Raw genomic sequence first — 26,511 nt, 5'->3', positions numbered from 1 at the left:
GTCAGCAATCAAGAATGGCGATATCTTGATGTAGAAAAACTGGATGAAGAATTTGCATGATGAAGAATTTGAATAGGGTTCACATCAACGGATTGCGCGCCGTCGAGGCAATCGGGAGGCTGGGATCATTGCCGAAAGCCGCCGCCGAGCTTGGTGTTTCGGTCAGTGCGGTCAGCCAGCAATTGATCCGGACGGAAGCACAGATCGGCCATGCGGTGTTCGACAGGACCCGGGCGGGGCTGGTCCCGACCTTCTTCGGCAAGGCGTTCATCGCCCGGCTCGAAGAGGGCTTTCAGCATCTGTCGCGCGCCGTGGCGCTGGCGGACGATGTCGAGCAGACCCTGCTTCTCTCCGTCGCCCCGACCTTCGCGTCAAAATGGCTGGTGCCGCGACTGGGCCGGCTGCGGGCAACGCATCCCGAGATGAAGATCCGCATCGATCCTTCGCCTGGGGTGCTCGACCTGAAGAGTTCCGACATCGATCTCGCGATCCGGCTTGGCAGCGGCGAGTGGCGGGATGGCACGCCGGAATGCCTGCTGCCGCAAAGGATGTTCCCGGTCTGCACGCGCGGCTTTGCCGAACGCCTGACCGGACCGGCGGATATTTTCCGCCAGCCGATCATCTGTTACGAGAACCCCATGTTCAGCTGGGACGAATGGCAGGCCGCTGCCGGGCTCGATGGCCCGCTCGCCTTTGATGGCCCGACATTCTCCGATCCATGGCTGGCGGTCGAAGCAACGATCAGCGGGCAAGGCATCATGCTGGCCTGGGAGCTCTTCGTCGAAGACGCGCTGGCAGACGGCCGGCTGGTCGCACCCTTTCCGCTGCGCGTGCCCTCCAATATCGCCTATTGGCTGGTTTCGCCGAAAAACCGCAAGCCGACCCAGCAAATGCAGCATTTCCAGGCGTGGATCCGTTCGGAAATCGCCGAAGACAACCGCGCTCCCACCGCATGATCTGTTGACAAGTTATACTGAAGTTTGAACAGTGCGGCTCACCACCATACGGGTTGCGTTGGGAGGACTTCATGTCTATGCGCGCGGTTATCGGCTTTTCGGTTTTTCTTCTCTCAGCCTTGGTTTCAGGGGCACCTACCGGTGCCGCCGAAACGAATCGCGACATTGTCACGACCAAGGATGGCGACTATTTCGGTTTTGATCTGCGCACCGAACAGGACGTGACCCTCGACCAGTGCGAGGCGGTCTGTCTGGCCGAGACAAGCTGCAAGGCCTTCACCTACAACCCCAAGGTGAAATGGTGCTTCATGAAGTCCGACTTCAATGAACTGCACAGTTTTCCCGGCGCCATCGCCGGCAAGGTGGTCGAAACGACGAGCGAGCCGGATATCGGCGCGCCGCCAAGACTGGCATTCCTGTCCGACCAGCTTGTGCAGGATGCGCGCCAGGTCAAGACACGTCTCGCCCTGACGGACGAGCAGAAGGGGCAGGGCGCCGCCAGCCTGAAGGAAACGGCCCGCGCGCAGCTCGCCGCCGGCAATATCGAGAATGCGTTGAATGCCTTCAAGGGCGCGCTGGCGGTTTCGCCGGAGGATGCGGATCTCTGGGTGGAGACCGCCCGCGCTGCCAACCGCGCCGACAAGAACACTTATGTCGCCGGCCAGGCGGCGCTGGCCGCCTATAGTGGCTATCTCTTGACGCGCACGACCCAGAGCCGTGCCGACGCTCTCGCGGTGCTGGCAACCGCGTTGCAGAATGCCCAGAACTATCGCGCCGCGCTCAACGCCTACAAGGCGAGCCTTGCGCTTGTCGATGCGAAGACCGTCAACGCCGCCTATCTCGATCTGAAGGCCCGCCAGGGATTCCGTATCGTCAATCACACCATCGATGCGGATAGCGCCGCGCCGCGCGCCTGCGTGCAGTTCTCCGAGCCCTTGGTCAAAATGGGTACGGATTATGCGCCGTTCGTGACGCTGGACGGCGTCGCCCCCAAGGCGGTCGAAGCCAAGGGTAGTGAGATTTGCGTGGAAGGCCTGACCCACGGCCAGCGCTACAAGCTGGCGCTGCGTGCCGGCCTGCCATCTTCGGTCGGCGAAGCGCTGGAAGGCCAGGTTGATCTCGAAATCTACGTCAAGGACCGCTCGGCCGTCGTGCGCTTTACCGGTGACAGTTTCGTGCTGCCCAGCACGGCGCGCCGTGGCATCCCGATTGTCTCGGTCAATACCACCAGCGCCAACCTGAAGCTGTACCGCATTGGCGACCGCGGCATCGCCTCACTGCTCACCAGCTCGCAGTTCCTCACCCAGATTGATAGCTACAACGCCCAGAAACTGCAGGATGAGTCCGGCGAACTGGTCTGGCAGGGGGCGATCGATATCCAGTCCGACCTCAACAAGGATGTCGTCACCAGTTTCCCGGTTGACGAGGCTTTGCCGAAACGCAAGCCGGGCGTCTATGTCCTGACCGCCGTCTCCACCGATGCCCACAGCAATGAATGGGATTCGCAGGCGACCCAGTGGTTCGTCGTTTCCGATATCGGGCTCTCCACCTATACCGGTACCGATGGGCTCAATGTCTTTGCGCGGTCGCTCGCAACCGCCCAGCCGTTGATCGGCGTGGAACTGCAGCTCCTGGCCAAAAACAATGAAATTCTCGGCACCGCGATCACCGACACGGACGGGCGTGCGACATTTACCGCCGGATTGCTGCGCGGCACGGCCGCCATGACACCGGCTGTCATCACCGCCAAGAACGGCGATGCGGACTATGTCTTTCTTGATATGACGCGGGCCGGCTTTGACCTCTCCGACCGCGGCGTGACCGGCCGCACGGCTCCCGGCGCAATCGATGTGCTCGCCTGGACCGAGCGCGGCATCTACCGTGCCGGTGAAACCGTGCACGCATCGGCCCTTGCCCGCGATATCGGCGCCAAGGCGATCGAGAATCTGCCATTGACCTTCGTATTCCGCCGCCCGGATGGGGTCGAAGACCGCCGCATGGTCAGCGATGGCGCAGCGCTTGGCGGCCATACGCTTGATCTCGCCCTGCAGGCGAATGCCATGCGCGGCACCTGGAACATGCAGATCTACACCGACCCGAAGGGTTCGCCCATCGCCGAAAAATCTTTCATGGTCGAAGATTTTGTTCCCGACCGGGTCGAGTTCGACCTGACGAGCGAGGCAAAGGCCATTACCATGGGCACGCCCACGCCGGTCAGTGTCGATGGCCGTTTCCTCTATGGAGCACCGGCGACAGGCCTCACGCTGGAGGGCGAGGTCAGCCTCAAACCGACGCACGAGGATGCCAATTTCAAAGGCTATCGCTTTGGTCTGGCCGATGAACAGGGTAACCAGGACACGCGCATTCCGCTCGAGGATTTGCAGGCACTCGACGAGAACGGCAAGACAACGTTCGATGTGACGCTGAACGAAGTCCCGTCAACGACCCAATTGCTCAACGCCAATATCGTCGTGCGCATGCAGGAGGCGGGCGGGCGGGCCATTGAACGCAATTTGACGTTGCCGGTGAAATCACAGGGCGCGAAGATTGGCATCAAGCCTGAGTTCGATGGGGATCTGGCCGAAAATGCCATCGGCAAATTCCATGTGATCGGCATCGACAACAACGGCCAGAAACAGGCCATGAGCGGCCTGAGCTGGAAACTTGTTGCCGTCGAGCGCAATTACCAATGGTACCGGGATGGCAGTTCGTGGAAATATGAGCCCATCATTTCGACCAAGCTGGTTGCCAACGGCACGGTCGATGCAACCGCCGATGGTGCAGAGATTTCCGTTCCCGTGACCTGGGGCCGCTTCCGCCTGGAGGTTGAAACGGCAGACGTCGAAGGCCCGACATCCAGTGTCGAATTCGACGCGGGATATTATGTTGCCGCCACCTCGACCGAAACCCCGGACGGGTTGGAGATCGCCCTCGACAAGCAGAATTATGCGCCGGGCGATACGGCAAAGCTAAAAGTATCGCCGCGTTTTGCCGGCGAGCTTCTGGTGACGGTCGGTGCCGAGAGCCTGGTGGCGACCAAGCGCCAGAGCATTCCCGCTGAAGGCGGCGAGGTGGAAATTCCGGTCACTGCGGACTGGGGTGCCGGTGCCTATGTCACCGCAACGCTCTACCGTCCCGGCAATGACCGGGACAGTCACATGCCGATGCGCGCCATTGGCGTGAAATGGTTGGGGGTCAATCCGGGGGACCGTAATCTCGCGGTGAAGCTGGATACGCCCGAGAAAACATTGCCGCGCCAGCCACTGAACATTCCGCTTCAGGTGACCGGCGCAGGCGTTGGCGATACGGCCTATGTCACGGTTGCTGCCGTCGATGTCGGTATCCTCAATCTCACCCGTTACGAGGCGCCCAATCCCGATGGCTGGTATTTTGGCCAGCGGCAGCTGGGCCTGGAAATCCGCGATCTCTATGGCCGTCTGATCGACGGCTCGCAGGGTGCGGCCGGCCGTCTGCGCACCGGCGGCGATGGCGCACAGATGCCGTTGCAGGGCAGCCCGCCCACGGAAAAGCTCGTTGCGTTCTTCTCCGGTCCGGTCAAGCTTGACGCGGGGGGCAAGGCCAATGTGAGCTTCGATATCCCGCAGTTCAACGGGACGGCGCGGGTCATGGCGGTTGCCTGGTCCAAGGCCGGTGTCGGCCATGCCAGCAAGGATGTGATCATTCGCGATCCCGTCGTGGTAACGGCAAGCCTGCCGAAATTCCTGGCGCCCGGAGACAAGACGGCGCTGCGGCTTGATATCGCCAATACGGATGCCCCGGCAGGCGACTACCAGTTGCAGGTGACGAGCAATCAGGCCGTCGGCGTCGAGCAGCAGGCGGCCGCGCAGACCGTCAAGCTGACGGCGGGCGGAAAGTTCAATCTGACACTGCCGCTCAAGGGCCAGCAGCCGGGTGACGGCGTTGTCTCGGTCAAACTGTCAAACGCGGCAGGTATTTCGCTGGAGCAATCGCTGAACATTCCGGTCCGCCCGGCGTCGCTGCCGATCACGGTGCGCAATCCCATCAAGATCGCACCGAACAGCACGCTGAAGATCGACCGCGAATTGCTGGCGAGCAGCCTGCTGCAGGGCGCATCGGTCAGCCTCAACGTGTCGCGGTCGTCGGCCTTCGACATACCGGCCTTGCTCATGACGCTCGACCGTTATCCCTATGGTTGCGCGGAGCAGACGACAAGCCGCGCCATGCCGCTGCTTTACCTCAGCGAACTGGCCAAGCAGTCGGGCCTGGCCGACGATGGCGATGTGCAGAAGCGGGTGCAGGAGGCAATCTTCCGCGTCTTGTCCTACCAGTCCTCTTCCGGCAGTTTCGGCCTGTGGGGTCCGGGTTCGGGTGATCTCTGGCTTGATGCCTATGTCACGGACTTCCTGACCCGCGCACGCGAACAGAAATATGACGTGCCGGAAAAGGCGCTCGTCCAGGCGTTGGAAAACCTGCAGAATTCGCTGAGCTATGACGTGAATGTCAAGGATCAGGGCAATCAGATCGCCTATGCGCTCTATGTTCTCGCCCGCAACCGCAAGGCTGCCGTCAGCGATCTGCGTTACTACGCCGATACGAAGCTGTCCGAATTCCCGACGCCATTGTCGCGCGCCCATCTGGCTGCGGCCCTGGCGCTTTACGGGGATGCACAGCGGTCGCAGAGCATCTTTACCAATTCGCTGCAGATGTCGACCAAGGCCACCAATGTCAGCCTTGTGCGCTCGGATTATGGCTCGTCCCTGCGTGACGATGCGGCGGTTCTGGCTCTGGCAGCGGAAAGCCGTCCGGTCCCGGCCATCATTCCGCAGCTGTCGCAGATCGTTGCCAAGGAATGGGAGCGCAAGATCTATACCAGCACGCAGGAACAGACCTGGATGCTGCTGGCTGCCCGCGCCATCCAGGGCGGCGACAACGATCTGAAGCTTGCCATCAATGGCGTGGCGCACGCGGGCGGCTATGCCGCGCGGATGACCGGCGACGAGCTGATCGCCCAGCCAGTCAGCATCACCAACGGATCGACCGAGGCCGTTTCGGCTGTCGTGACAACCGTTGCCGCACCAGCCCAGCCTTTGCCCGCTGGCGGCAATGGCTTCAACATCCAGCGGACCTACTACACGCTCGACGGATCGGAAGCCAATGTCAGCGAAGCCAAGCAGAATGAGCGCTATGTCGTTGTCCTCAAGGTCACTGAGAACAACAACTGGCCGTCGCGGGTGCTGATCACCGATCTTCTGCCCGCCGGTTTCGAGATCGACAATCCCGGCCTCGTCAACAGTGCGCAACTGTCGAATTTCGACTGGATCGGCGAGGTGGAAGCCGCCCATACGGAATTCCGCAGCGACCGTTTCGTTGCCGCCTTCGATCGCAACACCGGCGACAACAGGGAAATCACCCTGGCCTATGTGGTCCGGGCCGTGACGCCGGGTACCTACGATCATCCGGCGGCCAGCGTTGAGGACATGTATCGTCCGCAATTCTCCGCACGCACGGCCACGGGCCGGATGGAGGTCGTGGCGGCACAGTAAACAAACCTTGGCTCAAGACCGGTTGATCCGATGATCACATGGCGCGCATTCTGTATCGGCATCTCCGCCAATCTGGTAGTGGCGACGGCGCTGGCCTTCGGCCTTGATCTTGCCGACAAAAAGTTTCCGCCGCCGCTGGAAAAGGCGGTGGAAGTCTCGCCGGAAGTGGTCGATGCCAATGGCCAGCTGCTCCGTGCCTTCGCCACATCGGAGGGGCGCTGGCGCCTGCGGACGACGGCCGCGGATGTCGATCCGCAGTTCATTCGCATGCTTGTCGCCTACGAGGATCAGCGCTTCTGGCAGCATCGCGGCGTCGACCCCCGAGCCGTGGCCCGCGCCGCACTGCAACTGGTCCGCAATGGCCGCATCGTTTCCGGCGGTTCGACCCTGTCCATGCAATTGGCGCGGCTGATCGAACCGCGGGAAGGGCGCTCGCTTAGCGCGAAGTTTGCCCAGTTGGTGCGTGCGCTGCAGATCGAACGCCGTCTGACCAAGGCGCAGATTCTCGATCTCTATCTCACGCACGCGCCCTATGGCGGCAATCTGGAGGGTATCCGTGCCGCCAGCCTCGCCTATTTCGGCAAGGAGCCGCGCCGCCTGACCGTATCCGAATCCGCCTTGCTTGTGGCGTTGCCGCAATTGCCGGAAAAGCGCCGGCCCGACCGCAATCTCGCTGCAGCAGAGACAGCGCGCGAGCGGGTTCTGGACCGCATGGCCGTTGCCAAAGTGGTGGGTGAGGGTGAGGCCGAACGTGCCGGGCTGGTGCCCATTCCTGCCCGCCGCCTGCAGCTTCCGGCCTATGCCGCGCATCTGGCGGAAGCCGCCTTGCGCCGGGAGCCGCAGGTCAACCGGCATCAGACCACGCTGCGCCGCCCGATCCAGCAGGGCCTTGAAGCCGTTGCCAAGGCTGCGGCGGCCAAGCTTGGCCCCAAAGTATCGATCGCCATGGTCATGGCCGATGCCCGCAGCGGTGAAATCGTCGGCGAAGTGGGCTCTGCCGATTATTTCGATGCCAGCCGCTCCGGCTGGATCGACATGACGCGGGTGATGCGCTCGCCCGGATCAACGCTGAAACCCTTCATCTACGGCCTCGCCTTCGAGGACGGGCTCGTTTCGCAGGAGACGATCATCGAGGACCGTCCAGCCGACTTCTTCGGTTACCGGCCACGCAATTTCGACATGAGCTATCAGGGCGACGTCAGCATCAGGCAGGCGCTGCAACTGTCGCTGAACGTGCCTGCCGTCCGCCTGCTTGACGCCGTGGGTCCGACGCGTCTGCTGGTCCGCTTCCGCCGGGCGGAGGTGAGACCCGTGCTTCCCGCCAATGAAGCCCCGGGTCTGGCGATCGGCCTCGGCGGTGTCGGCATTACGCTGAAAGACCTGGTGCAGCTCTACGCTGCGCTGGCCAATCGCGGCAGGCCCGTGCTTCTGGGGGATGGCATTCAGGGTAAGCCGCAGCCCATCGAAGCCGAACCGTTGCTGGAACCGGTGGCCGCATGGCATGTCGCTGATATCCTGTCGGGTGTCATGCCGCCGCTGGGCGCAGCGCAGCGCGGCATCGCCTACAAGACAGGGACGAGCTACGGCTACCGCGATGCGTGGTCTGTCGGTTTCGATGGCAACTACGTGCTTGGCGTCTGGGTCGGCCGTCCGGATAATGGCGCTGTGCCGGGTATCACCGGTTTCGGCACGGCGGCACCGATCCTGTTCGAGGGATTTGTCAAATCCGGTGTGCCAGTTGCGCCGCTGCCGCGCGCGCCGGGCGGTGCGGTGCGCATCGCGCAGGCGCAACTGCCGATCAGCCAGCGCCGCTTCACCCGGACATCGAGCGGTCTGCTGGCTGCAACGACGCGCGAACCGGCGCCGCAGATCGTCTATCCGCCGGAAGGCGCGCGGATCGAGCTTGGGGCGAAGACCGGCGGGACCCTGTCACCCCTCGCGCTGAAACTGCAGGGGGGGCGGGCGCCGTTCCGCTGGCTGGCCAATGGCAAGCCTCTGCCCGATATGTCGCGTCGTCGTGACAATCAGTGGGTGCCGGACGGAGCTGGTTATTCGACCTTGACGGTCATCGATTCTGCCGGCCGTGCCGCAAGCGTCCGGATATTTGTCGACTAGAAACAAAAAGCGGCGCCGAAGCGCCGCTCTGGTTTGACCGGGATAATTACCGGCCGTGGATCATCGATGCGATGATGCCGGATGCGATGCTGACCATGACGTAGTCATTGTTGACGCGCACCCAATGATAGCCGCGCGGCGGTGTCTTCAGGTGATAGCGATGATAGTCGCGCACCACGTTGCGGCGATAGTTGCTGGGCAGCTTGTGGCCGCGCACCCAGCGCGTCTTCTTCACGACGGTGCGTTCGTTGACGACCCGCTTCTTGACCATCCGGTCCTGCTGCTGGTGGCCATAGCCTTGCTGCTGCTGCGCAAAGGCTGCAGGTGTTGCAATCAGGGAAATGGCAAGGGCTGCCAGGGCGATCTTTTTCATGTTGGTTCCTCGTTCATTGCAGGGTTCATGATCAAACACCATGCTGTTTTACGAGGGGCGAGATGAACCAAAACTGAACGTCAACCTAAACAATTTGTAATGTTTTAAATGGCTTAGCTGGCGCATGCATGGTGTCGTGGATTGGTTGCCCTCCGCCCGTGGCAGCATGCGCGGGGCGGAAGGCACCTGCTTCACAAAGCTCAGGCGTAGCGGCCGATGCCGAGTTCCGATGCGTCGACATCCGGCGTTTTGCCGGAAATAATGTCAGCCAGCACCCGGCCGGAACCGCACGACATGGTCCAGCCAAGGGTGCCGTGGCCGGTGTTGAGGTAGAGGTTCTGGTATCTGGTGCCGCCACCGATAATGGGCGGGCCGTCCGGAGTCATCGGGCGCAGGCCGGTCCAGAAGGTTGCCTTCGACAGATCGCCGCCACCGGGGAAGAGATCGCCGACCGAATGCTGCAATGTGGCTTTGCGCGCATCGCGCAAGGTCAGGTCATAGCCGGAGATTTCAGCGGTGCCCCCGACGCGGATGCGGTCGCCGAGCCGGGTGATTGCCACCTTGTAGGTCTCGTCCATGACAGTGGATTCCGGCGCGCAACTGGCATCGGCGATGGGTACGGTGATGGAATAGCCCTTGATGGGGTAGACCGGCACCGGTACGCCGATGCGGCGCAGCAGAAATGGTGAATAACTGCCGAACGCAACCACATAGGCATCCGCCGTCAGTTCTTCCGTCTCCGTCGACACGCTGGCAATGCGATTGCCGCTGGTGTTGATCGAGGTAACAGTGGTGTTGTAGCGGAAGGTCACACCCTTCTCGGCCGCAAGGGCCGCCAGCTTCTCCGTGAAAATCTTGCAATCGCCGGTTTCGTCGCCGGGAAGACGCAGACCGCCGACGAATTTCTCCCGCACATTGGCAAGGGCCGGCTCGACGGCGATGCAACCTGCGGGATCAAGGAGTTCATAGGGCACGCCGAACTGCTTGAGCACTTCGATATCGCCGCCCGTGCCGTCATACTGGCTCTGCTTGCGGAAGAGTTGCAGGGTGCCCTGACTGCGCTCGTCATAGGCGATCCCGGTTTCCGCACGCAAATCACGCAGCGAGTCGCGGCTGTATTCAGCGATGGGGACCATGCGGATCTTGTTGCGGGCGTAGCGCGCCGACGTGCAGTTGCGCAGCATACGCACCAGCCACAGCGCCATGTAGGGGTCGAATTTCGGCCGCACGACGAGCGGACCGAAATGCATCAGCATCCACTTGATGGCTTTGAGGGGAACGCCGGGACCCGCCCATGGCGAGGAATAGCCGGGAGAGATTTCACCGGCATTGGCAAAACTCGTCTCCAGAGCCGGACCGGGCTGCCGGTCGACCACCACCACCTCGTGGCCCGCCTGGGCGAGATACCAGGCTGACGTGACGCCGACGACGCCACTTCCAAGGACGAGAACTTTCATAAGCGGAACGCTCCTTCAAACAACGCGAGATATGCCAGCCATTTCCGATGCCGGCGCAAGAGTGACTCGCACTCTGGGATGCCGCGGAAATTCTTTCCAGAGTTTTCTTGGGGAATGCGCTGAAATGTCTTGGTTTTTTGGAGTGCGCGCCTGAATTCAGGGCAAAATAAAAGGCCGGGTAAACCCGACCTTCTCAAATTCATCTCTGCTGTCAGTGCCAGTACATCCGTGGTCAAAGACGCGAAGACGAATTATTTTTAGCCAGCCTGAAGCTGGTCAGCAGTCATCTTGCCGGACTTGTTGTCACGAACCAGCTCGAAGCTGATCTTCTGACCGTCATTGAGGCTGCGCATACCAGCGCGCTCAACTGCGGAGATGTGAACGAACACGTCTGCCGAACCATCGTCTGGCTGAATGAAGCCGAAGCCTTTTGTGGAATTAAACCACTTTACTGTTCCAGTGCTCATAATGAACCCTTTCAAGGAATATGTTTTGGTCACCTACCATGCGACTGCACGATAGTTTTAGCTCGATTTTTGAAGAAGGATCGTTGAGAGCGCTTTGGCGCAATAAAACTAATAACAAACTACCAAATACCGATGGGGCATACATAGTGACTGTGAGACATTCCGTCAATGCTGCGCCAGAAAAAATAATTTAATTATAAAAACTTAGCGGAATTCGACTAATGATTCTGATGTTTTTATTGAACAATATTTCGCCAATACCAGCGATCATTGAATAAAGCGCAAGCATTTCCCGATGCGGATAAACGGGTTCACACGCGGCCGCAAGGCCTCGTCAACGTCGGGCATGATAAGTATGGGGCGCTATTTGCCCTTGGTGGCGAGCGTCACCTTTGCCTTGGCCCTTGCCGGCTTCTTGGCTGGCTTCAAGGCGTTCTCAGCTTCTTCTTCCGCTTCCTTGGCCAGACGCAATGCCTTCAGGCGCGCGGTCTTGCTTTCCCACTTTGCGGTCTCGTCATTGATAATGGCGGATGCAGCTGCGGTTGTGGCCAGGCTTTTCTGTTCCGAAGGACTGAGAACCCGCTTCGGGCGGACACCAACTTCAGGCAATTGTTTTGGACTGTGTTTCATCGTGTCTCGCATTTTTGAGCCACAATCATCGCACGCGGCGGTTCACAAGTCTATCGTGCAATCCGATTCTGTCCCGGTGTCCAGCCCCGCGCAAAGCCATAGGACATGGCCAGGGAGGCATATTCAATCTCCCGCAACAGGAACTCACGCTCGGCCAGAAGCGCCGCTATTGTCGCGCGAACATCACCCTGATGATAAGCCAATGCCTCGTCAATTTCGTCGTCCGGCTGTTTCAATATCGCATTCATTGGATTCTCCTTCGCAATCCAGAATGGCACAATCCGGTCCACGTGAAAAGAAATTTGTTCCTGTTTTGTTCTAATTTTACTCTTGACGCGTGTTTCGGGTTGTATTGCTGGAAGAAGGGGAGTGACCGCAGGGACAGTGGTATCCATGTGCGGTGCGGCGCCATCATCGGGATGGCGCCGCACCTGAACAATCGGGTGTTGGCGTGCCAGGCATGCCCTTAGCTCTTGGGCTTGCCCTTGCTGGCGACTTCCGTCTGTTTGCCGATCGAACTTGCAAACGGAACAGCGGTCTTTACCTCTACCTTGTCCTTCTTTGGTTTGCGTACTTCGCGGTTGCTGCGTTGTTGACCTTTAGCCATGGTGGTTCTCCTTCAGGTTTCGGGTAGGGATCGGGGCGGGAAGTGATTAGCCGGGCCGGGACTGATCCTCGAGAAGTGCAGCTTCCAGATCGAAATGGTCGATCGGGAAAACCTGCCGGGTGCCAAGCTTCGACGACCGGGCCGGAACATGGATGTAGGTGGCCACGCGGCGATACGCAGCGCGGGACAACCCGTCAATGAGTTCTTCATCTTGATCCACGTCGTAATCGCCGGCGGGCAATGGCTTGTCCACACCCTTCAACACGAATGGTGCGTCGAAGTGGACGATGGAATGTGATGTGCGCGTGAACATGCCAATCCTCCTTTGGAAGTGGCAAGCAGCGGAAGCTGGCCTGCTGTGTTCTCATCCCGGCGGGTGCCGGAGATCAGTCGTCATGCAACGTTCAAAAAACCGTCGTCATTTTGGAACGAGATTGGCGGGTCGAGAACCTCTGACGCTGCGAAGAGCCAAATCTGAAACGAGGATATCCAAAAGGCGATAGCAAAACAATCGTCATGATTTGCGGTTTATTTGCGGCCCTGTATCTCTGGTGGCGGAACGGTGATAGGGTGCGTCCACTTGCCAAAATACTGCACGTCTAACCGCTGGATCACCGGTCCACAGCGGCCCTATGGCATTTCCGTTGGAGGAAAAATCATGATGTTATTACGAGTGTTGAGCTTTCTGAAAGGCATGAGGATGCCGGTTACCCAAGCACCGGTTGCCACTGTCAAACCAGCCAAGCCCATCCCGTCGGTCAAAAGCAAGGCGCGGCGCGACATTGCGGACAGCGACGGTAAAATACGGCGCCAAAAGCATATGGTTGAATGCAACCGGCTGATCTGAAGCAGGGCGTGGCGCCGCTCCCCGGTGGCGCCGTTCTCAAGAGAGTTCATTCTATCCCAGAACGCCCGCAAAGCTTTTCGTCAGCTTTCCCTGCCGGAACGCCTCGGCGATAAAATCAACGAATACCCGCGTTTTTGCGGGCAGCAGCCTGCGGCTGGCATAATAGATCGATACGGCCCCGGCGTCGGCATACCAGTCCGGCACGAGGCGCACGAGCTCGCCATTTTCTAGGTGCGGCAGGGCAACGGGGGCCGAGAGGATGGTCACGCCCAGGCCGAGCAGAGCCCCCTGACGCATGGCGGCGGGGTCGTTGACCACAATCCTGTCCCGGATATGCGCCGGCATTTCCATGCCAGCGCTGTTGCGCATCATGCGCACCGGAATGCGCCCGGTGCGCTGCTGGCGCAGCACAATCCCGTCCATCGTCGCCAGCCCGGCCGGATCCGCTGGAAATGCGCGGCCCCGCATGTAGGCCGGAGACGCCACGGCTATGAGATGAAGGGTTGCAAGCGATCGGGACACGACACCGGGCAGAAGTTCGAAGCCGCCGCCGATAGCTGCATCGAAACCTTCCGCGATCAGGTCGACCTGCCGGTTCTCGAAATGCCATTCCGGCCGGATCAACGGAAAGCGCTCGAGAAAGGCCGGGAGCAGCGGCATGACAAACCCGATGCCGAGCGTCGGGCTCATGCTGACCTTGAGCACACCGGCGGGTTCGTCGCGATGCGCCGCAACGTTGGCGATCGCCGCCTGCAGATCCTCGAGATTTGTGCGGACCGCCTGCAGGAAGCGCTCGCCTTCCTCCGTCAGGGCCAGAGTTCGTGTGCTGCGATGAAACAGCCGCACGCCAAGATTGCGTTCAAGCATGGCCACGTTCCGGCTGACCGCCGCAGGCGTCAGTGACAGGCGCCGCGCCGCTGCCGAGAAACCTCCGGTTTCGGCGCTGCGCACGAACGACTCCAGATTGGCCAGGGTCTCCATATCCATACCTTCAACTAATGATTGAAAATATTTAAAGCCATTACCTGCTTTTCGTCAATGAATGGATGGCCCATTCTCATGTCATGCAATTTCATGCATTCGCAAAGAGGAACAAGATCATGAGCATTGGTATTATCGGAGCCGGGCTGATCGGCACGGCTTTTGCGCGGACATTGGCCCGGGCCGGTATCGAAGCAACCATTTCCAATAGCCGCGGACCGGACTCGTTGAAGGAACTGGTTGGTGAACTCGGGTCGTCCATCAAGGCCGGCACCGTAGAGCAGGCGGCAAGCGCGGATATTGTCGTGATTGCCGTCAACTGGTCGAAACTGCCGCAGGCTTTGGCCGGTCTGCCCGCCTGGAACGGACGCATCGTCATTAACGCCAACAATGCCATCGAAGCCCCGTCCTTCAAGCCCGTTGATCTCAAGGGGCGCTTGCCGAGCGACGTCGTCGGCGATCTCGTGCCGGGCGCAAAACTGGTGAAGGCGCTCAACCATCTGCCCGCAGCCGTGCTTGCCGGCGACCCCAAGGCCGAAGGCGGTCAGCGCGTGCTGTTCTATTCCGGCGACGATGCGGACGCCAAGGCGAAGGTCGGCGCCCTGTTTGAAAAGCTTGGCTTTTTCCCGCTCGATCTGGGCAGCCTGGCGACGGGTGAGAAGATGGCGGGATTCCCCGGCGGCCCGCTTGCCGTCCTCAATCTGGTGAAGTTCGGCTGACGACAAGCGCAGGGCCTGTCCCACGGGCAGGCCCTTGCAGAATTATGCGGCCGCTGCCGCAAGGCGGCCTGCAGGCCCGCATCGGGCTGGGGCTCATGGCCGCCGATATCGGGTGCATGGAAATGCCCGGTTCCACCTCTCAACATGCTGTCCTGGCCGCCTAATTTGCCTCAGGCACTTTTATATTCGGCAAATGATGTTACATTGGCTTCAACGTTAATGAACAAGCGCCTTGCCTGCGTCCTCCAGAGGTTCGCGCGGCGCCCGAAGGATAAGATTTTGAAAGACCCCGAATCGGGCGCCCGCAAAGCGTCGAATGAAGGGGCGTCTGGCGGTCATACGGTGTCGAATGGCATCCCAGGTCCCGCCAAGAACGGACCCGGACCACAAGGGGATTCTGCGCGTCAACCGCAGGAGAGCCGGTCCGATTCCCAGGAAGGACGCTTCGAGAAAAACCCCAAGAAACGGGCACGCCGCCGTCGGCGCGGCAAGTCGAAACACGGTGCTGTTTCGGCACAAAACCCTGTTGCCTCCGCCGCACCTGCGCATCCGGCGGGAGAAGCCGATGCCGCAGCGCCGGTCAAAACCGGCAAAAAGCGCCGCCCCAACCGCCACAGGCGCCGGGGGCGTTCCGGCGCAAAACAACAGGAAACCGTTGTCGCGGCGACTGTGGAACAGAACAGTCCGGCCAAACCATCCGAACCTGACAACCCGCGGCGCGAACCCAGATATGCCGGTGCTCCGCTCTATGCAGCGCTGGATCTGGGCACGAACAACTGCCGCCTGCTGGTGGCAACGCCGACGCGGCCGGGCCAGTTCCGTGTGATCGATGCGTTTTCGCGCATTGTCCGTCTTGGCGAGGGGCTGGGTGCAACCGGGCGCCTGAGCCCGAATGCCATGAGCCGAGCCATCGAGGCGCTGAAGATTTGCCGCGACAAGCTGGAAAACCACGATGTACGGCGCGCCCGCCTCATCGCCACCGAAGCCTGCCGCCAGGCGGAAAACGGTGCCGAATTCCTGCATCAGGTCAAGCATGAGACCGGCCTTGATCTGGAGATCATCAACCGCCAGACCGAGGCCCGCCTTGCGGTTTCCGGCTGCGGCACGCTGGTCGAGCGCGAAACCGATGCGGTTGTTCTGTTCGATATTGGCGGCGGTTCCTCCGAGATTGCCCTGATCGACCTGTCGGAGCGCCGTTCGCCGCGTCTGGCCGAGCATATCATTGCCTGGACATCGCTGCCTGTTGGCGTCGTCACGCTGGCGGAGCGTTTTGGCGGCCGCGATGTGACGACTGACAATTTCGCCGTCATGGTCAATCACGTGGCGGAACTCCTCAATGATTTCTCGGAGAGGCACAAGCTCGGCGATCTCGTCAACAGCCAGAATTTTCACCTGCTCGGCACCTCCGGAACGGTGACGACGCTTGCCGGCATTCATCTTGGTCTGGACCGCTATGACCGGCGCCGCATCGATGGTATCTGGATGCAGAACGACGACGTGACCGAGATGACGAGCAGGCTCCTGTCGTGGAGTTTTGACGAACGGGTTGCCAATCCCTGCATCGGTGCCGACCGGGCGGATCTTGTTCTTGCCGGCTGTGCCATTCTGGATGCAATCCGCAATGTCTGGCCCAGCCAGAAGCTGCGCGTGGCTGATCGCGGCCTGCGCGAAGGTATTTTGACTGAACTCATGTCGCGCGATGGCGCGTGGCGCAATCGGTGGTTTCGCGCCAATGTCGCGTAAAAGAGGGGCGTACATTCCCAATGGCTAAGACAACAACAGGCGGGCGCGGCGGTACGGGTACGCGCGGCCTGCATACCAAGATCAAGAAGAAGGCGGGCACGATCAAGGAATCGTCGCGCCGCTGGCTGGAACGTCATATCAACGATCCCTATGTGCAGCGGTCAAAGGCCGATGGCTATCGGTCGCGCGCGGCCTACAAGCTGATCGAGATCGACGACCGCTACAAGATCCTGAAAAAGGGTCAGCGCATCATCGATCTGGGCGCCGCCCCCGGTGGCTGGAGCCAGATTGCGGCGGGGATCGTCGGCTCTCCCGAGGATGCGCCGACGGTTGTCGGCATCGATTATCTGCACATCCCCCCCTTGCCGGGCGTGACGCTGCTCGAGATGGATTTCCTCGACGATGCGGCACCGGATAAACTGATCGAAGCGCTGGGCGGGCAGCCGGATATCGTGTTGTCGGATATGGCGGCTCCCACCACGGGGCACCGCCGCACCGACCATATCCGCACGACGCATCTGTGCGAAGTGGCGGCGGACTTTGCGGTTTCCGTTCTGCGGCCGGGTGGTCACTTCCTGACCAAGACCTTCCAGGGCGGCACGGAAAACGAAGTGCTGACCCTGCTCAAGCAGCACTTCAAATCCGTGCATCACGTCAAGCCGCCGGCCTCGCGCGCCGAGTCCGTGGAGCTTTACCTGCTCGCCCGTGATTTCAAGGGCCGGTCTTAAACGACGGTCTATTCGGCAGGCGCGGGCTTCGCATCCGGGTAATGCCCGGATACTTCCGCGCCCGCATCCGGCTTCATCGGCATGAACGAGAAGAATGCCAGCGACGATATGGCGGCCACCAGGAAGAATGCCGTGTGGAAATCCGAGAGCTGCAGCGGCCCGCCATGCAGATTGGTGGACACTTCCAGAATGCCGCCGGCAACCGCAACGCCCAGGGCAATGGATATCTGCTGGGCGACCGATGCGATCGGTGTTGCAAGGCTGGTCTGTTCATTCGGCACTTCCGCATAGGCAAGTGCGTTGGCCCCGGTAAAGAACAGTGAGCGGAAGAAGCCGCTGACCAGAAGCAGGCCAAGAATGAGCGCGGTCGGTGTTTCCGGCGTGAAGAAACCATTCATGGCAATGAAACTTGCGGCAATCAGCGATCCATACATCAGCGCATTGCGGAAGCCCGTCTTGCGGAAGAACCATTTGGTCACGAATTTCATGCCGATGGCACCGGCAGCCGATATGAAGGTCATGAGGCCGGACTGGAACGGTGTCATGCCGAAGCCGATCTGGAACATCAGCGGCAGCAGGAACGGTGTTGCACCGACGCCGATGCGGAAAAGACTGCCGCCAAAAATCGACGCACGGAACACCTGGTTCTTGAACAGGTCGAGCGCCAGCAGCGGTTCCGGAGTGCGCTTGGCATGGATGAGGTAGAGCACCGTCGAAACGATGCCGACGCCGAGCGTCGAGAACCCGACCCATGCGGGGAGCGCCGGCAGGCTGACCACGGAAAGCCCGAACACAACGCCGGATGCGGCGATGCCGCTGAGGAAGAAACCGGGCACGTCGAGCTTGCGCTGGATCAGCGTTTCCACATCCGGCAGGTAACGTGTTGCGAACCAGATGCCAAGCACGCCGATCGGCACGTTGATCAGGAAAATCCAGTGCCAGGTGAAATAGGTGGTGAGGAACCCGCCGATGGGCGGCCCGACCAGCGGCCCGACCAGTGCCGGCACGGTCAACCAGGCCATGGCGCCGACAAGCTCGCTGCGCGGCGTCGAGCGCACCAGAACCAGGCGGCCGACCGGCGTCATCATGGCACCGCCGACCCCCTGCACGAAGCGTGAGACGACGAAGGCCAGCAGCGAGTTGGAGGCTGCGCAGGCGATCGACCCAAGCACGAACACGACGATGGCCGCGCGGAACACATTCTTTGCGCCGAAACGGTCGGCCATCCAGCCGCTGACCGGGATGAACACGGCGAGCGAGACGAGATAGGCGGTCAGCGCGAGTTTCAGCGCGATGGGGCTCGTACCGATGTCGGCGGCAATGGCGGGCAGGGATGTGGATATGACGGTCGAGTCCATCTGTTCCATGAACAGGGCGACAGCGAGCACGAGTGGAACAATGCGATTCACAATGAATTCCAGTTCTCAATAAAGAGCTTCGTCAGCAATCGGGGTCCGTCGCGGGACTCACAATAAAAAGCAACCCTTGCTGGCGCTGCGATAGCACCAGTGTGGCGGGTGCTCAAGCACCGATCAATCAGATGTGATCCAGCACAATACGATTTTCCGCTATGCAAAAGGGAACGGCCCGGCAGCCATGACGTTGCCTGTGCACGATCTCAACCGCAGACCCCAAGACTGCCAGAAGGAGATGAACTCATGACGTCATACGAGATTTCCCGCCGCGACCTGTTTCTTGCATCGAGCGCCATAGCCGGTGGGCTCGCCATGTCGCAGGTCATGCCGGATCCTGCCGCCGCAGCGGTTCCGCTTTCGCCGGTGAAGTCGCCGGGTTTCAAGCGCTTCAAGCTGGGTGAATTTGAGGTCACCACGCTTCTCGATGGCCTGCGCCTGTCCGATGGCCCGTTTCCCACCTTCGGTGCCGATCAGTCACAGGAGAAGGTGGCAGAACTGATGCGCGTCAACTTTCTGCCCGAAACGAAGTTCGTCAATGGTTTTGCCCCGGTGCTGATCAATACCGGTGCTGAACTGATCCTGTTCGATACGGGTTTTGGCGCTGCAGGGCGCGACAACGGTTTCGGCCAGCTGGAAGCCAATATGAAAGCGGCGGGTTACACGCCCGATCAGGTGAGCGTTGTCGTCATCACCCATATGCATGGTGACCACATCGGCGGCCTGATGAACGGCGAAATGCCTGCCTTTGCCAATGCGCGCTATATCGCGGGGCAGATCGAATATGATTTCTGGACCGATCCGGCCCGGGCGGGCACGCCGGCGGAAGCGGGGGCCAAGGGTGTTGCGGCCAAGGTGAAACCGCTGGCGGAAAAGACCACCTTCATCAAGGCGGGTGATGCGGTTGTGTCAGGGATTACCAGCGAAGCGGCTTACGGCCATACGCCCGGCCATATGATTTTCCACGTGGAATCCGCGGGCAAGCGTCTGGTGCTGACCGCCGATACCGCCAATCACTACGTTGCAGCCCTGCAGCATCCGGAATGGGAGGTGGCTTTCGATACGGACCGGGCCAAGGGCATCGAGACGCGCAAGCGGGTGCTCGACATGATTGCCACCGACCGCGTGCCGTTCATCGGTTATCACATGCCGTTCCCGTCGGCTGGTTATCTCGACCGGCAGGGAAGCGGCTATCGCTTCGTGCCGGTGACCTATCAGTTCGATGTCTGACCCTGTCCGGGCGTTGCCGCTGCGGCTTCGGCGCGCTTGCGCCGGATCGCATCCGCAATGAACACCCGTGACAATGCGTGGTAGAGCGGTTCGTGCGAGATGATGCGTGCCGTGCCGTAACCGAGCATGGATGTGCACATCAGGGCAATGACGCTGTCATGGCTGCCGGTCATTTCCAGAATGATGACAAAAGCCGTCATCGGCGCTTGCACCACACCGGCAAAATAACCGGCCATGCCGAGCACGGCGGCGAGGCCGATATTGCTGCCGGTCAGCAAACCGACCGTGCTGCCGAAGCTCGCGCCGACGGAGAGAGACGGGGCAAAAATGCCGCCGGGAATGCCGGAGACCATGGAAAGGAAACTGGCGAGCAGTTTCTCCAGGAAGAAATACCACGGCAGGGCATGGCCTTCCACGGCGCCGCGCGCTTGCGCGTAACCTGTGCCGAAGGTTGTACCGCCTGAAGCAACCCCGATCAGCGCCACGGCGAAACCGCACACAGCGGCGAGCAGCAGGGTACGGCGAAACGGATCGGGTGTCGTCCAGCGCTTGATCCTGCGCAATGCCCTGACAGCACCGGCGCTGAAGCAGGCACCGAACGCACCGCCGCCGACACCGCACAGGATCACCAGAAGCCAGTCGGAAAAGCTGGTTGCAACGGCAACGGATGAACCGAAATAGGTGTAGTTGCCGACAAGCCCGATGGCGGCGAGGCCGGAGAGGATGACGGCGGTCAGAACAAGGCCGTTGGTGCGTGCCTCATAGGAGCGGCCCATTTCCTCGATGGCAAAGACGATACCGGCGAGCGGCGTATTGAACGCCGCGGCAATACCGGCGGCGGAGCCTGCAAGGATGAGCCCGCGCGCCTGCGCCATGCCGCCCCAGCGCGCCACCTGCAGCATCAGCGACGCGCCGACCTGGACTGTGGGGCCTTCACGCCCGATGGAGGCACCGGAAAACAGGCCGACAACGGTCAAAAGGATCTTGCCGAAAACCATGCGCAGAGAAAGCAGCCTGACGCGATCCTCGTGATCGTTGAGATGACGGGCCGCGATGGCCTGCGGAATGCCGCTGCCCTGGGCATTGGGAAAGAAACTGTAGGCCATATAGGCGCAGAAGATGAAGCCGAGCGGCGTGATGATCAAGGGCAGGAATATCGTCCAGCCGCTGGTTCCGATCACGCCATGAAACGTTTCCTGGGCAAGATCCGCCAGCTTGGCGAAGAGGACGCTGATCACACCAATGGCAACCGCCCCCGCCCAGAACACCAGGCGCGGCCGCCAGACCCGCGTGTTGCCCCACATGGCACGGGACCGGCGCAGGAAGGAAACTTTTCGGTAAATCGGGCGCACCACATCTCCTGCGTTCAACCGTCCAAGGGATCGTATGGTCCTAACATGGGGGAAAGCGATGGGCCAGTCTCAACAATTCACCCTTTTGCTGCCAAGATGCATAGGGCATTTTGCCACCAAGGAGGACGTCATGAAACGATTCTTTGCCATGCTTTGTGTCTCACTGTCGCTCGGGGCTGTGTCGTCGGCGGTCGCCGCTTCACCGGAGGAAAAGGTCGATCCGATCGACAAGGCGGCAACGGAATGCCTGAACAGCCCGGCAGGACAGACGACCGTAGGAATGGTCGACTGCTCGCACAAGGCCTTTGTCGCCTATGACAAGCAGCTGAACGAGATTTACAAGAAAGTCCTAGCATCGGTCGATCCGGAATCAGCCAAACAGATTCGCGATGCGCAGCGCAAATGGGTGGCGTGGCGCGAGGCGCAGATCAAGGCCGACAACGGCCCATGGCGCGCCGACCGGGGTTCCATTGCCAGCATGGATATCGAGGCGCTGAATGTGGACGCCGTGCGGGCGCGCATCAAGGAACTTCAATATTATGCGCAGTAGGCGCGGCATCCATCCACCCCTAGAGGGAGATCGCGTATCGCTGATTGCGGAATAAATACGTTTCCACCTTTCCAAACCGACATATCCATGTTACCAGCCCGTGCCAATTCACCGGAACATTACTGACTCGGCGCACCGCCATCGTGGTGCGCTTGTCGCATTTTAAGGAATTGGTTATGGCAAAAATTGTTGAATCCGCGACGGGCGCGCTGGCACTGACATTTGACGATGTCCTGCTTCAGCCGGGTCATTCCGAGGTCATGCCCGGCCAGACTGACATTCGCACCCGTATTGCTCCCGATATCGAACTGAACCTGCCGCTGCTCTCCGCTGCCATGGACACCGTCACCGAGTCGCGCCTTGCCATTGCCATGGCTCAGGCTGGCGGCATGGGCGTCATCCATCGCAATCTGACACCGGAACTGCAGGCCGAAGAGGTCCGGCAGGTCAAGAAGTTCGAATCCGGCATGGTCGTCAACCCGGTCACCATCGGCCCGGACGCAACGCTTGCCGATGCGCAGGCATTGATGCGCGCCCATGGCATTTCCGGCATTCCGGTGGTCGAGAACGCCGGCGAGGGCAGCCGCAAGCCGGGCCGTCTCGTTGGCATTCTGACCAACCGCGACGTGCGCTTTGCGTCCGATCCCAATCAGAAGATTTACGAGCTGATGACGCGTGAAAACCTCATCACCGTGCGCGAAAACAATGTCCAGCACGAGGAAGCCAAGCGTCTTCTGCACCAGCACCGCATCGAGAAGCTGCTGGTGGTGGACAGCAAGGGTCATTGCGTCGGTCTGATCACCGTCAAGGATATGGAAAAGTCGCAGCTGAACCCGAATGCTGCCAAGGATGCGCAGGGACGCCTGCGGGTTGCCGCTGCATCCAGCGTCGGCGAAGACGGTTTCGAGCGTGCCGAACGGCTGATTGCCGCCGGCGTCGACGTGCTCGTCATCGATACCGCTCACGGCCATTCGCAGCGTGTGCTGGATGCGGTCACCCGCGCCAAGAAGATGTCGAACGCCGTGCGCATCATTGCCGGTAACGTTGCAACGGCTGCGGGCACGCAGGCGCTGATCGATGCGGGTGCCGATGCGGTCAAGGTCGGTATCGGACCGGGCTCCATCTGCACCACGCGCATCGTTGCCGGTGTCGGCGTGCCGCAGCTTTCCGCCATCATGTCGGCCGTGGAAGCCGCGCACAAGGCCGGTGTTCCGGTCATCGCCGATGGCGGCATCAAATATTCCGGCGATTTCGCCAAGGCGCTTGCGGCCGGTGCCGCTGCTGCCATGGCAGGTTCCGCCCTTGCCGGAACCGAGGAAAGCCCCGGCGAGGTCTATCTCTACCAGGGCCGTTCCTTCAAGGCTTATCGCGGCATGGGTTCGGTTGGCGCCATGGCCCGCGGTTCGGCGGATCGCTACTTCCAGGCGGAAGTCCGCGACGAGCTCAAGCTTGTGCCGGAAGGCATTGAAGGCCAGGTGGCGTACAAGGGGCCGGTGTCGGGCGTACTGCACCAGCTTGCCGGCGGTCTTCGTGCATCAATGGGCTATGTCGGTGCCAAGAACCTGGAAGAGTTCCGCGACAAGGCGACCTTTGTCCGCATCACCAATGCGGGCCTGCGGGAAAGCCACACCCACGACGTGACGATTACGCGCGAAAGCCCGAACTATCCCGGCGGCAACTGATCGGGGCGCGGAGGCCATGTCTGACAACGCCCTCCGCGACCACTTCTCGGCCATGGCGCGCAACAGCGCCTGGTCGAACCATCGGCTGCTCGGCGCCTGTGCGGGGCTGACGGATGCCGAATTTGCGCAGGAGCGGATCAGTTTCTTCCCGTCGCTGCAGATGACGTTGAATCACAATCTCATTGTCGATCACATCTATCTGGCTGACGTGACCGGCGTCGGCCGCAAGAACATCAGCCTCGTCGGGGATATTCCCTTTCCCAAACTGGCTGATCTCCGAGAAGCGCAGGAGGCGTTCGACGCCGATCTGATCGCCTTTTGCGACAGTCTGAGTGCGCCGGATCTCGACCGGATCGTTATGATCGAATGGCAGGACGGGCAGGTTTCACAGGAGCCGATCCGGCTTATTCTGTCCCATCTGTTCGTGCACCAGATTCATCATCGCGGGCAGGCGCATGCGATGCTGGCGGGAACAAAAGTGCCCCCGCCGCAGCTTGATGAATTTTTCCTGAACTACGATATTGCGCGCCGAAAGGGCGAACCTTTCGCGACTTGACCTCCCTCAAAGGGGGCAGTTCACGGAATAATCTTCCGCGCCCGCAAGTCCCGGAAGACATTCAGGAACATTTCTTCCGTATCGATATGGTCGTGGAAGCCGGCGCGCCGCAGTTTGCTGCCGTCGGCGAAGAAATCGTAATTCCAGCCGAACACTGCATCGCCGAAACCCCATGAAGAAACATCCTTGTACGGCACGTCGGCAAGGCCATGCTTGCGCACCATCATATCCCAGAGCGGTTCCTTGTCGGCCATGACGACATTCAGCGACATGGGCAGGGGTGGGGCAACCTCCAGATCGAAAAACTTGGCAATTTTCGGCCACATCTCGCTCCAGCGGAAGAGATCGCCATTGTTGATGTTGTAGGCCTGATTGCCTGCAGCAGGATTGGTGGCGATGAACACCGTTGCCCGCGCCAGCAGACCGGCATCGGTCATTTCAAGCAGGCTGTCATAGGCTCCGGGCTTTCCGGGAAAGCGCAGGGGAATGCCAAGTTCCTTGGACATCGAGGCATAGACGGCGATTACCGAGGCAAGGTTCATCGGGTTGCCCAGCGCATATCCGATAACGACGGACGGGCGCAGCGCGGACCATGTCCAGCGTTTTCCCTTTTGTGCGGCTTCGAGAAAATCCTGCTGGTCGATGTTGAATTCCGGCGGCATGTGATTGGCATCGCTCTCGCGCGCCGGGGTCTTGAACGGGCCGAGATGCGCACCGTAGACCTTGTATCCCTGCATGAGGCTGATGTGCCGGAGGCCGGGTGCGATGGGTTCAATGGCGTTGACGACATTGATCAGCATGGCAAGGTTCGGCGGCACCAGCTCGGCCCAGGTCGGACGGTCCTGATAGGCCGCATAAAAGATATGGGTGACATCGGTGAGGTGCGCGAGCTTTGCCTTGGCATCCGCCGCATCAAGCAGATCGACGGCGATGTGGCTGAGCCTGCCATCTGCAATCCCGCCGCGCCGGGACAGGCCGATAATCTCCCAGTCACCCAATTCCTTGAGATATGCAATGAGATTGCCGCCGATGATGCCATTGGCACCCACAATCACGGCCTTTTTCATGTCCTGCGTCATTTCAACAGCTCCATATTGGTTGGTGCCGTTAGCATCATCCATTTGCATAGATTTGCGTAGCCTATCAATTGTGATATCATTCATAAGAAAATTTTTGAGGTGATGAGTGGACCGCTTTGCTGCAATGAAGACGTTCGTGCGGGTGGCGGAGCTTGGCTCTCTGTCGGCGGCGGCGCGGGAACTGGGGCTCACGCAACCGGCCGTCAGCCAGCAGATGGCGGCGCTGGAACGTCATCTGAACATGCGCCTTCTGCATCGCTCGACACGCCAGCTGGCCCTGACCGACCGCGGCGAGACCTATTACCAGCGGGCGCGGCATATCCTGCAGACCGTCGACGAGGCGGAAGAGGCGGTGGCTGGCCTCACAGCTTCGGTTCAAGGCAACCTTCGCGTGCATGCGCCTGTCGGGTTCGGCCAGATGCACCTGACGCCGCTGCTGATCGATTTTCAGCGCCAGCACCCGGATTTGACTGTCGAATTCATTCTCGATGACCGCTTTGCCGATCTGGTGGCCGAGGGTGTGGACGTTGCCATCCGGTTCGGCGCACTCGCCTCCTCCGGGCTGGTGGCACGGAAACTGGCGACGTTCGAGCGCATTCTCGTGGCTTCGCCGGATTATCTCGCGCGCCATGGCAGCCCCCTGCTGCCGGAGGAACTGTCAGAGCATCGGCATGTCAGGTTCATCTGGTCGCCGCAGGGCGAGGCGGTGCCGCTGATCGGCCCGGAGGGGCCGATTGTCGTGCCGGTCAAATCAGGCTTTCTTGCCAACAACGCTTTTGTGCTCAATCAGGCTTTGTGTGCGGGCGTGGGGATTGGCGGGGCGCAGGTGCCGCTGGTCCAGCCGTTTCTCGAGGACGGCACGCTGGTTCGCGTGCTGCCCGCTTACCGCTATGCCCCCATGGATATGCACGTGGTCTATGCCTCGGCAAAGTTTCTGCCGCGCAAGGTAAAGGCGTTTGTCGATCATCTCGCGGCTGGCTTGTCCGGAATTCCCGGGTTGAATTAACAGCTTGCGGAAAAAATGAACGTAGACGTAAGATGCGCCAACGTTGGAGGACCCCATGTCGCAGACCGCAATTTTCTGGCCGATGATCGCACTGACCGCGCTGATCTATATCGTCTACGGCCTGGTATTCCTTCGCCGGATGGAGGCGGTGAAGAGCGGCCAGGCGTCGCCCCGCGATTTCAAGCTGCCGCTGAAGGAGCCGGAAGTCAGCGTCACGGTGATCCGCAACCTGATCAATCTTTATGAGCTGCCCGTCCTGTTCTACGCCGTCTGCATTTCGCTTTATGTGGTCAATGGCTCATCGTTTCTTGCCGTCATTGTTGCCTGGCTGTTTGTGGCAGCACGCGTCGCCCACACCGTCGTGCATGTGACGTCGAACCGTTTGAGGCTGCGCCAGCCGATTTTCACCATCGGCTATCTCTTGAACGGTATTCTCTGGGTCATTCTCGCGCTGCATCTGGCGATACCCGCAACGGCTTAGAAAGCGGTGAAGGGA

Annotated in this window: 24 protein-coding genes; 12 read left to right on the top strand and 12 right to left on the bottom strand. The window is 60.7% G+C overall.

Features of this window, described 5'->3' with window-relative positions; all coding sequences use genetic code 11:
* Positions 1–56 precede the first annotated feature (56 nt).
* From J1W56_RS02790 to pbpC, 3 genes are all read left to right on the top strand, one after another.
* The gene (locus tag J1W56_RS02790; protein ID WP_319025513.1) at positions 57–956 is read left to right on the top strand and encodes a LysR substrate-binding domain-containing protein; all 900 of its coding nucleotides are present in this window, start codon (positions 57–59) and stop codon (positions 954–956) included.
* A 77-nt stretch (positions 957–1,033) separates the two neighbouring features.
* Complete coding sequence (locus tag J1W56_RS02785; protein WP_223612389.1) at positions 1,034–6,481, top strand: alpha-2-macroglobulin family protein; 5,448 nt, start codon at positions 1,034–1,036, stop codon at positions 6,479–6,481.
* A 30-nt stretch (positions 6,482–6,511) separates the two neighbouring features.
* Positions 6,512–8,596, top strand: coding sequence for a penicillin-binding protein 1C (gene pbpC / locus J1W56_RS02780; protein ID WP_223611632.1), 2,085 nt, complete (start codon positions 6,512–6,514; stop codon positions 8,594–8,596).
* A gap of 46 nt (positions 8,597–8,642) precedes the next feature.
* Here the strand turns inward: pbpC and J1W56_RS02775 are convergent, their stop codons facing one another.
* From J1W56_RS02775 to J1W56_RS02735, 9 genes are all read right to left on the bottom strand, one after another.
* The gene (locus tag J1W56_RS02775; RefSeq protein ID WP_223611631.1) at positions 8,643–8,969 is read right to left on the bottom strand and encodes an RcnB family protein; all 327 of its coding nucleotides are present in this window, start codon (positions 8,967–8,969) and stop codon (positions 8,643–8,645) included.
* Positions 8,970–9,169: 200 nt separating this feature from the next.
* A complete protein-coding gene (locus tag J1W56_RS02770) occupies positions 9,170–10,426 on the bottom strand; it encodes a D-amino acid dehydrogenase (protein WP_223611630.1) in 1,257 nt (418 codons plus the stop codon).
* 257 nt (positions 10,427–10,683) lie between these two features.
* A complete protein-coding gene (locus J1W56_RS02765; protein ID WP_091881096.1) occupies positions 10,684–10,893 on the bottom strand; it encodes a cold-shock protein in 210 nt (69 codons plus the stop codon).
* 363 nt (positions 10,894–11,256) lie between these two features.
* The gene (locus J1W56_RS02760; RefSeq protein ID WP_223611629.1) at positions 11,257–11,523 is read right to left on the bottom strand and encodes a hypothetical protein; all 267 of its coding nucleotides are present in this window, start codon (positions 11,521–11,523) and stop codon (positions 11,257–11,259) included.
* A 50-nt stretch (positions 11,524–11,573) separates the two neighbouring features.
* Positions 11,574–11,918 (bottom strand): hypothetical protein, encoded by a 345-nt coding sequence (locus J1W56_RS26050; RefSeq protein WP_319025512.1) that lies wholly within the window; start codon positions 11,916–11,918, stop codon positions 11,574–11,576.
* A 71-nt stretch (positions 11,919–11,989) separates the two neighbouring features.
* On the bottom strand, positions 11,990–12,130 hold the full coding sequence (locus J1W56_RS02750; RefSeq protein ID WP_171974043.1) for a hypothetical protein: 141 nt from the start codon (positions 12,128–12,130) through the stop codon (positions 11,990–11,992).
* A gap of 46 nt (positions 12,131–12,176) precedes the next feature.
* Positions 12,177–12,443, bottom strand: a complete 267-nt coding sequence (locus J1W56_RS02745) for a hypothetical protein (protein ID WP_223611628.1) — start codon at positions 12,441–12,443, stop codon at positions 12,177–12,179.
* Positions 12,444–12,760: 317 nt separating this feature from the next.
* Positions 12,761–13,027 carry a hypothetical protein gene (locus J1W56_RS02740; RefSeq protein WP_223611627.1) on the bottom strand — a complete coding sequence of 89 codons (267 nt, stop codon included), beginning with the start codon at positions 13,025–13,027 and terminating at the stop codon, positions 12,761–12,763.
* A gap of 1 nt (position 13,028) precedes the next feature.
* On the bottom strand, positions 13,029–13,958 hold the full coding sequence (locus J1W56_RS02735) for a LysR family transcriptional regulator (RefSeq protein WP_223612387.1): 930 nt from the start codon (positions 13,956–13,958) through the stop codon (positions 13,029–13,031).
* Between the two features lie 119 nt (positions 13,959–14,077).
* Between J1W56_RS02735 and J1W56_RS02730 the strand changes: the two genes are divergently transcribed.
* The 3 genes from J1W56_RS02730 (at position 14,078) to J1W56_RS02720 (ending at position 17,148) form a co-directional block, all read left to right on the top strand.
* On the top strand, positions 14,078–14,677 hold the full coding sequence (locus tag J1W56_RS02730) for an NADPH-dependent F420 reductase (protein WP_223611626.1): 600 nt from the start codon (positions 14,078–14,080) through the stop codon (positions 14,675–14,677).
* 279 nt (positions 14,678–14,956) lie between these two features.
* On the top strand, positions 14,957–16,420 hold the full coding sequence (locus J1W56_RS02725; RefSeq protein WP_223611625.1) for a Ppx/GppA phosphatase family protein: 1,464 nt from the start codon (positions 14,957–14,959) through the stop codon (positions 16,418–16,420).
* 20 nt (positions 16,421–16,440) lie between these two features.
* The gene (locus J1W56_RS02720) at positions 16,441–17,148 is read left to right on the top strand and encodes an RlmE family RNA methyltransferase (protein ID WP_182547714.1); all 708 of its coding nucleotides are present in this window, start codon (positions 16,441–16,443) and stop codon (positions 17,146–17,148) included.
* An 8-nt stretch (positions 17,149–17,156) separates the two neighbouring features.
* Here J1W56_RS02720 and J1W56_RS02715 read toward each other — a convergent pair whose 3' ends face one another.
* Entirely contained in the window at positions 17,157–18,557 is a 1,401-nt protein-coding gene (locus J1W56_RS02715; protein ID WP_223611624.1) for an MFS transporter, read from the bottom strand.
* Between the two features lie 249 nt (positions 18,558–18,806).
* Between J1W56_RS02715 and J1W56_RS02710 the strand changes: the two genes are divergently transcribed.
* A complete protein-coding gene (locus J1W56_RS02710; RefSeq protein ID WP_404927817.1) occupies positions 18,807–19,790 on the top strand; it encodes an MBL fold metallo-hydrolase in 984 nt (327 codons plus the stop codon).
* On the opposite strand, the gene J1W56_RS02705 is transcribed toward J1W56_RS02710, so the two are convergent.
* Entirely contained in the window at positions 19,775–21,094 is a 1,320-nt protein-coding gene (locus J1W56_RS02705; RefSeq protein WP_226904590.1) for a chloride channel protein, read from the bottom strand. The genes J1W56_RS02710 and J1W56_RS02705 overlap by 16 nt on opposite strands.
* A 178-nt stretch (positions 21,095–21,272) precedes the next feature.
* Here J1W56_RS02705 and J1W56_RS02700 point away from each other — a divergent pair, with 178 nt between their 5' ends.
* From J1W56_RS02700 to J1W56_RS02690, 3 genes are all read left to right on the top strand, one after another.
* Complete coding sequence (locus J1W56_RS02700) at positions 21,273–21,692, top strand: lysozyme inhibitor LprI family protein (protein ID WP_223611622.1); 420 nt, start codon at positions 21,273–21,275, stop codon at positions 21,690–21,692.
* Positions 21,693–21,868: 176 nt separating this feature from the next.
* On the top strand, positions 21,869–23,374 hold the full coding sequence (gene guaB / locus J1W56_RS02695) for an IMP dehydrogenase (protein ID WP_223611621.1): 1,506 nt from the start codon (positions 21,869–21,871) through the stop codon (positions 23,372–23,374).
* Between the two features lie 16 nt (positions 23,375–23,390).
* The gene (locus J1W56_RS02690) at positions 23,391–23,930 is read left to right on the top strand and encodes a DinB family protein (protein WP_223611620.1); all 540 of its coding nucleotides are present in this window, start codon (positions 23,391–23,393) and stop codon (positions 23,928–23,930) included.
* Between the two features lie 20 nt (positions 23,931–23,950).
* Here the strand turns inward: J1W56_RS02690 and J1W56_RS02685 are convergent, their stop codons facing one another.
* Positions 23,951–25,009: an SDR family oxidoreductase gene (locus J1W56_RS02685; protein WP_223611619.1), complete on the bottom strand. Its 1,059-nt coding sequence runs from the start codon at positions 25,007–25,009 to the stop codon at positions 23,951–23,953.
* A 106-nt stretch (positions 25,010–25,115) separates the two neighbouring features.
* Between J1W56_RS02685 and J1W56_RS02680 the strand changes: the two genes are divergently transcribed.
* A complete protein-coding gene (locus J1W56_RS02680) occupies positions 25,116–26,015 on the top strand; it encodes a LysR family transcriptional regulator (protein ID WP_223611618.1) in 900 nt (299 codons plus the stop codon).
* Positions 26,016–26,070: 55 nt separating this feature from the next.
* Positions 26,071–26,496, top strand: coding sequence for an MAPEG family protein (locus tag J1W56_RS02675; protein WP_223611617.1), 426 nt, complete (start codon positions 26,071–26,073; stop codon positions 26,494–26,496).
* Positions 26,497–26,511 lie beyond the last annotated feature (15 nt).

Source organism: Phyllobacterium calauticae, assembly GCF_019991125.1.
GTDB classification, from domain to species: Bacteria; Pseudomonadota; Alphaproteobacteria; order Rhizobiales; family Rhizobiaceae; genus Phyllobacterium; species Phyllobacterium calauticae.
The sequence above is the reverse complement of the archived record's forward strand: the minus strand, read 5'-3'. Positions and strand labels throughout refer to the sequence as shown.

Excerpts from the sequence above, each read along its gene's own strand:
- J1W56_RS02790 (WP_319025513.1), top strand. The coding sequence starts at position 57 with ATGATGAAGAATTTGAATAGGGTTCACATCAACGGATTGCGCGCCGTC.
- J1W56_RS02785 (WP_223612389.1), top strand. The coding sequence starts at position 1,034 with ATGCGCGCGGTTATCGGCTTTTCGGTTTTTCTTCTCTCAGCCTTGGTT.
- pbpC (WP_223611632.1), top strand. The coding sequence starts at position 6,512 with ATGATCACATGGCGCGCATTCTGTATCGGCATCTCCGCCAATCTGGTA.
- J1W56_RS02775 (WP_223611631.1), bottom strand. The coding sequence starts at position 8,969 with ATGAAAAAGATCGCCCTGGCAGCCCTTGCCATTTCCCTGATTGCAACA.
- J1W56_RS02770 (WP_223611630.1), bottom strand. The coding sequence starts at position 10,426 with ATGAAAGTTCTCGTCCTTGGAAGTGGCGTCGTCGGCGTCACGTCAGCC.
- J1W56_RS02765 (WP_091881096.1), bottom strand. The coding sequence starts at position 10,893 with ATGAGCACTGGAACAGTAAAGTGGTTTAATTCCACAAAAGGCTTCGGC.
- J1W56_RS02760 (WP_223611629.1), bottom strand. The coding sequence starts at position 11,523 with ATGAAACACAGTCCAAAACAATTGCCTGAAGTTGGTGTCCGCCCGAAG.
- J1W56_RS26050 (WP_319025512.1), bottom strand. The coding sequence starts at position 11,918 with ATGGATACCACTGTCCCTGCGGTCACTCCCCTTCTTCCAGCAATACAA.
- J1W56_RS02750 (WP_171974043.1), bottom strand. The coding sequence starts at position 12,130 with ATGGCTAAAGGTCAACAACGCAGCAACCGCGAAGTACGCAAACCAAAG.
- J1W56_RS02745 (WP_223611628.1), bottom strand. The coding sequence starts at position 12,443 with ATGTTCACGCGCACATCACATTCCATCGTCCACTTCGACGCACCATTC.
- J1W56_RS02740 (WP_223611627.1), bottom strand. The coding sequence starts at position 13,027 with ATGAACTCTCTTGAGAACGGCGCCACCGGGGAGCGGCGCCACGCCCTG.
- J1W56_RS02735 (WP_223612387.1), bottom strand. The coding sequence starts at position 13,958 with ATGGAGACCCTGGCCAATCTGGAGTCGTTCGTGCGCAGCGCCGAAACC.
- J1W56_RS02730 (WP_223611626.1), top strand. The coding sequence starts at position 14,078 with ATGAGCATTGGTATTATCGGAGCCGGGCTGATCGGCACGGCTTTTGCG.
- J1W56_RS02720 (WP_182547714.1), top strand. The coding sequence starts at position 16,441 with ATGGCTAAGACAACAACAGGCGGGCGCGGCGGTACGGGTACGCGCGGC.
- J1W56_RS02710 (WP_404927817.1), top strand. The coding sequence starts at position 18,807 with ATGACGTCATACGAGATTTCCCGCCGCGACCTGTTTCTTGCATCGAGC.
- J1W56_RS02705 (WP_226904590.1), bottom strand. The coding sequence starts at position 21,094 with ATGTGGGGCAACACGCGGGTCTGGCGGCCGCGCCTGGTGTTCTGGGCG.
- J1W56_RS02700 (WP_223611622.1), top strand. The coding sequence starts at position 21,273 with ATGAAACGATTCTTTGCCATGCTTTGTGTCTCACTGTCGCTCGGGGCT.
- guaB (WP_223611621.1), top strand. The coding sequence starts at position 21,869 with ATGGCAAAAATTGTTGAATCCGCGACGGGCGCGCTGGCACTGACATTT.
- J1W56_RS02690 (WP_223611620.1), top strand. The coding sequence starts at position 23,391 with ATGTCTGACAACGCCCTCCGCGACCACTTCTCGGCCATGGCGCGCAAC.
- J1W56_RS02685 (WP_223611619.1), bottom strand. The coding sequence starts at position 25,009 with ATGACGCAGGACATGAAAAAGGCCGTGATTGTGGGTGCCAATGGCATC.
- J1W56_RS02675 (WP_223611617.1), top strand. The coding sequence starts at position 26,071 with ATGTCGCAGACCGCAATTTTCTGGCCGATGATCGCACTGACCGCGCTG.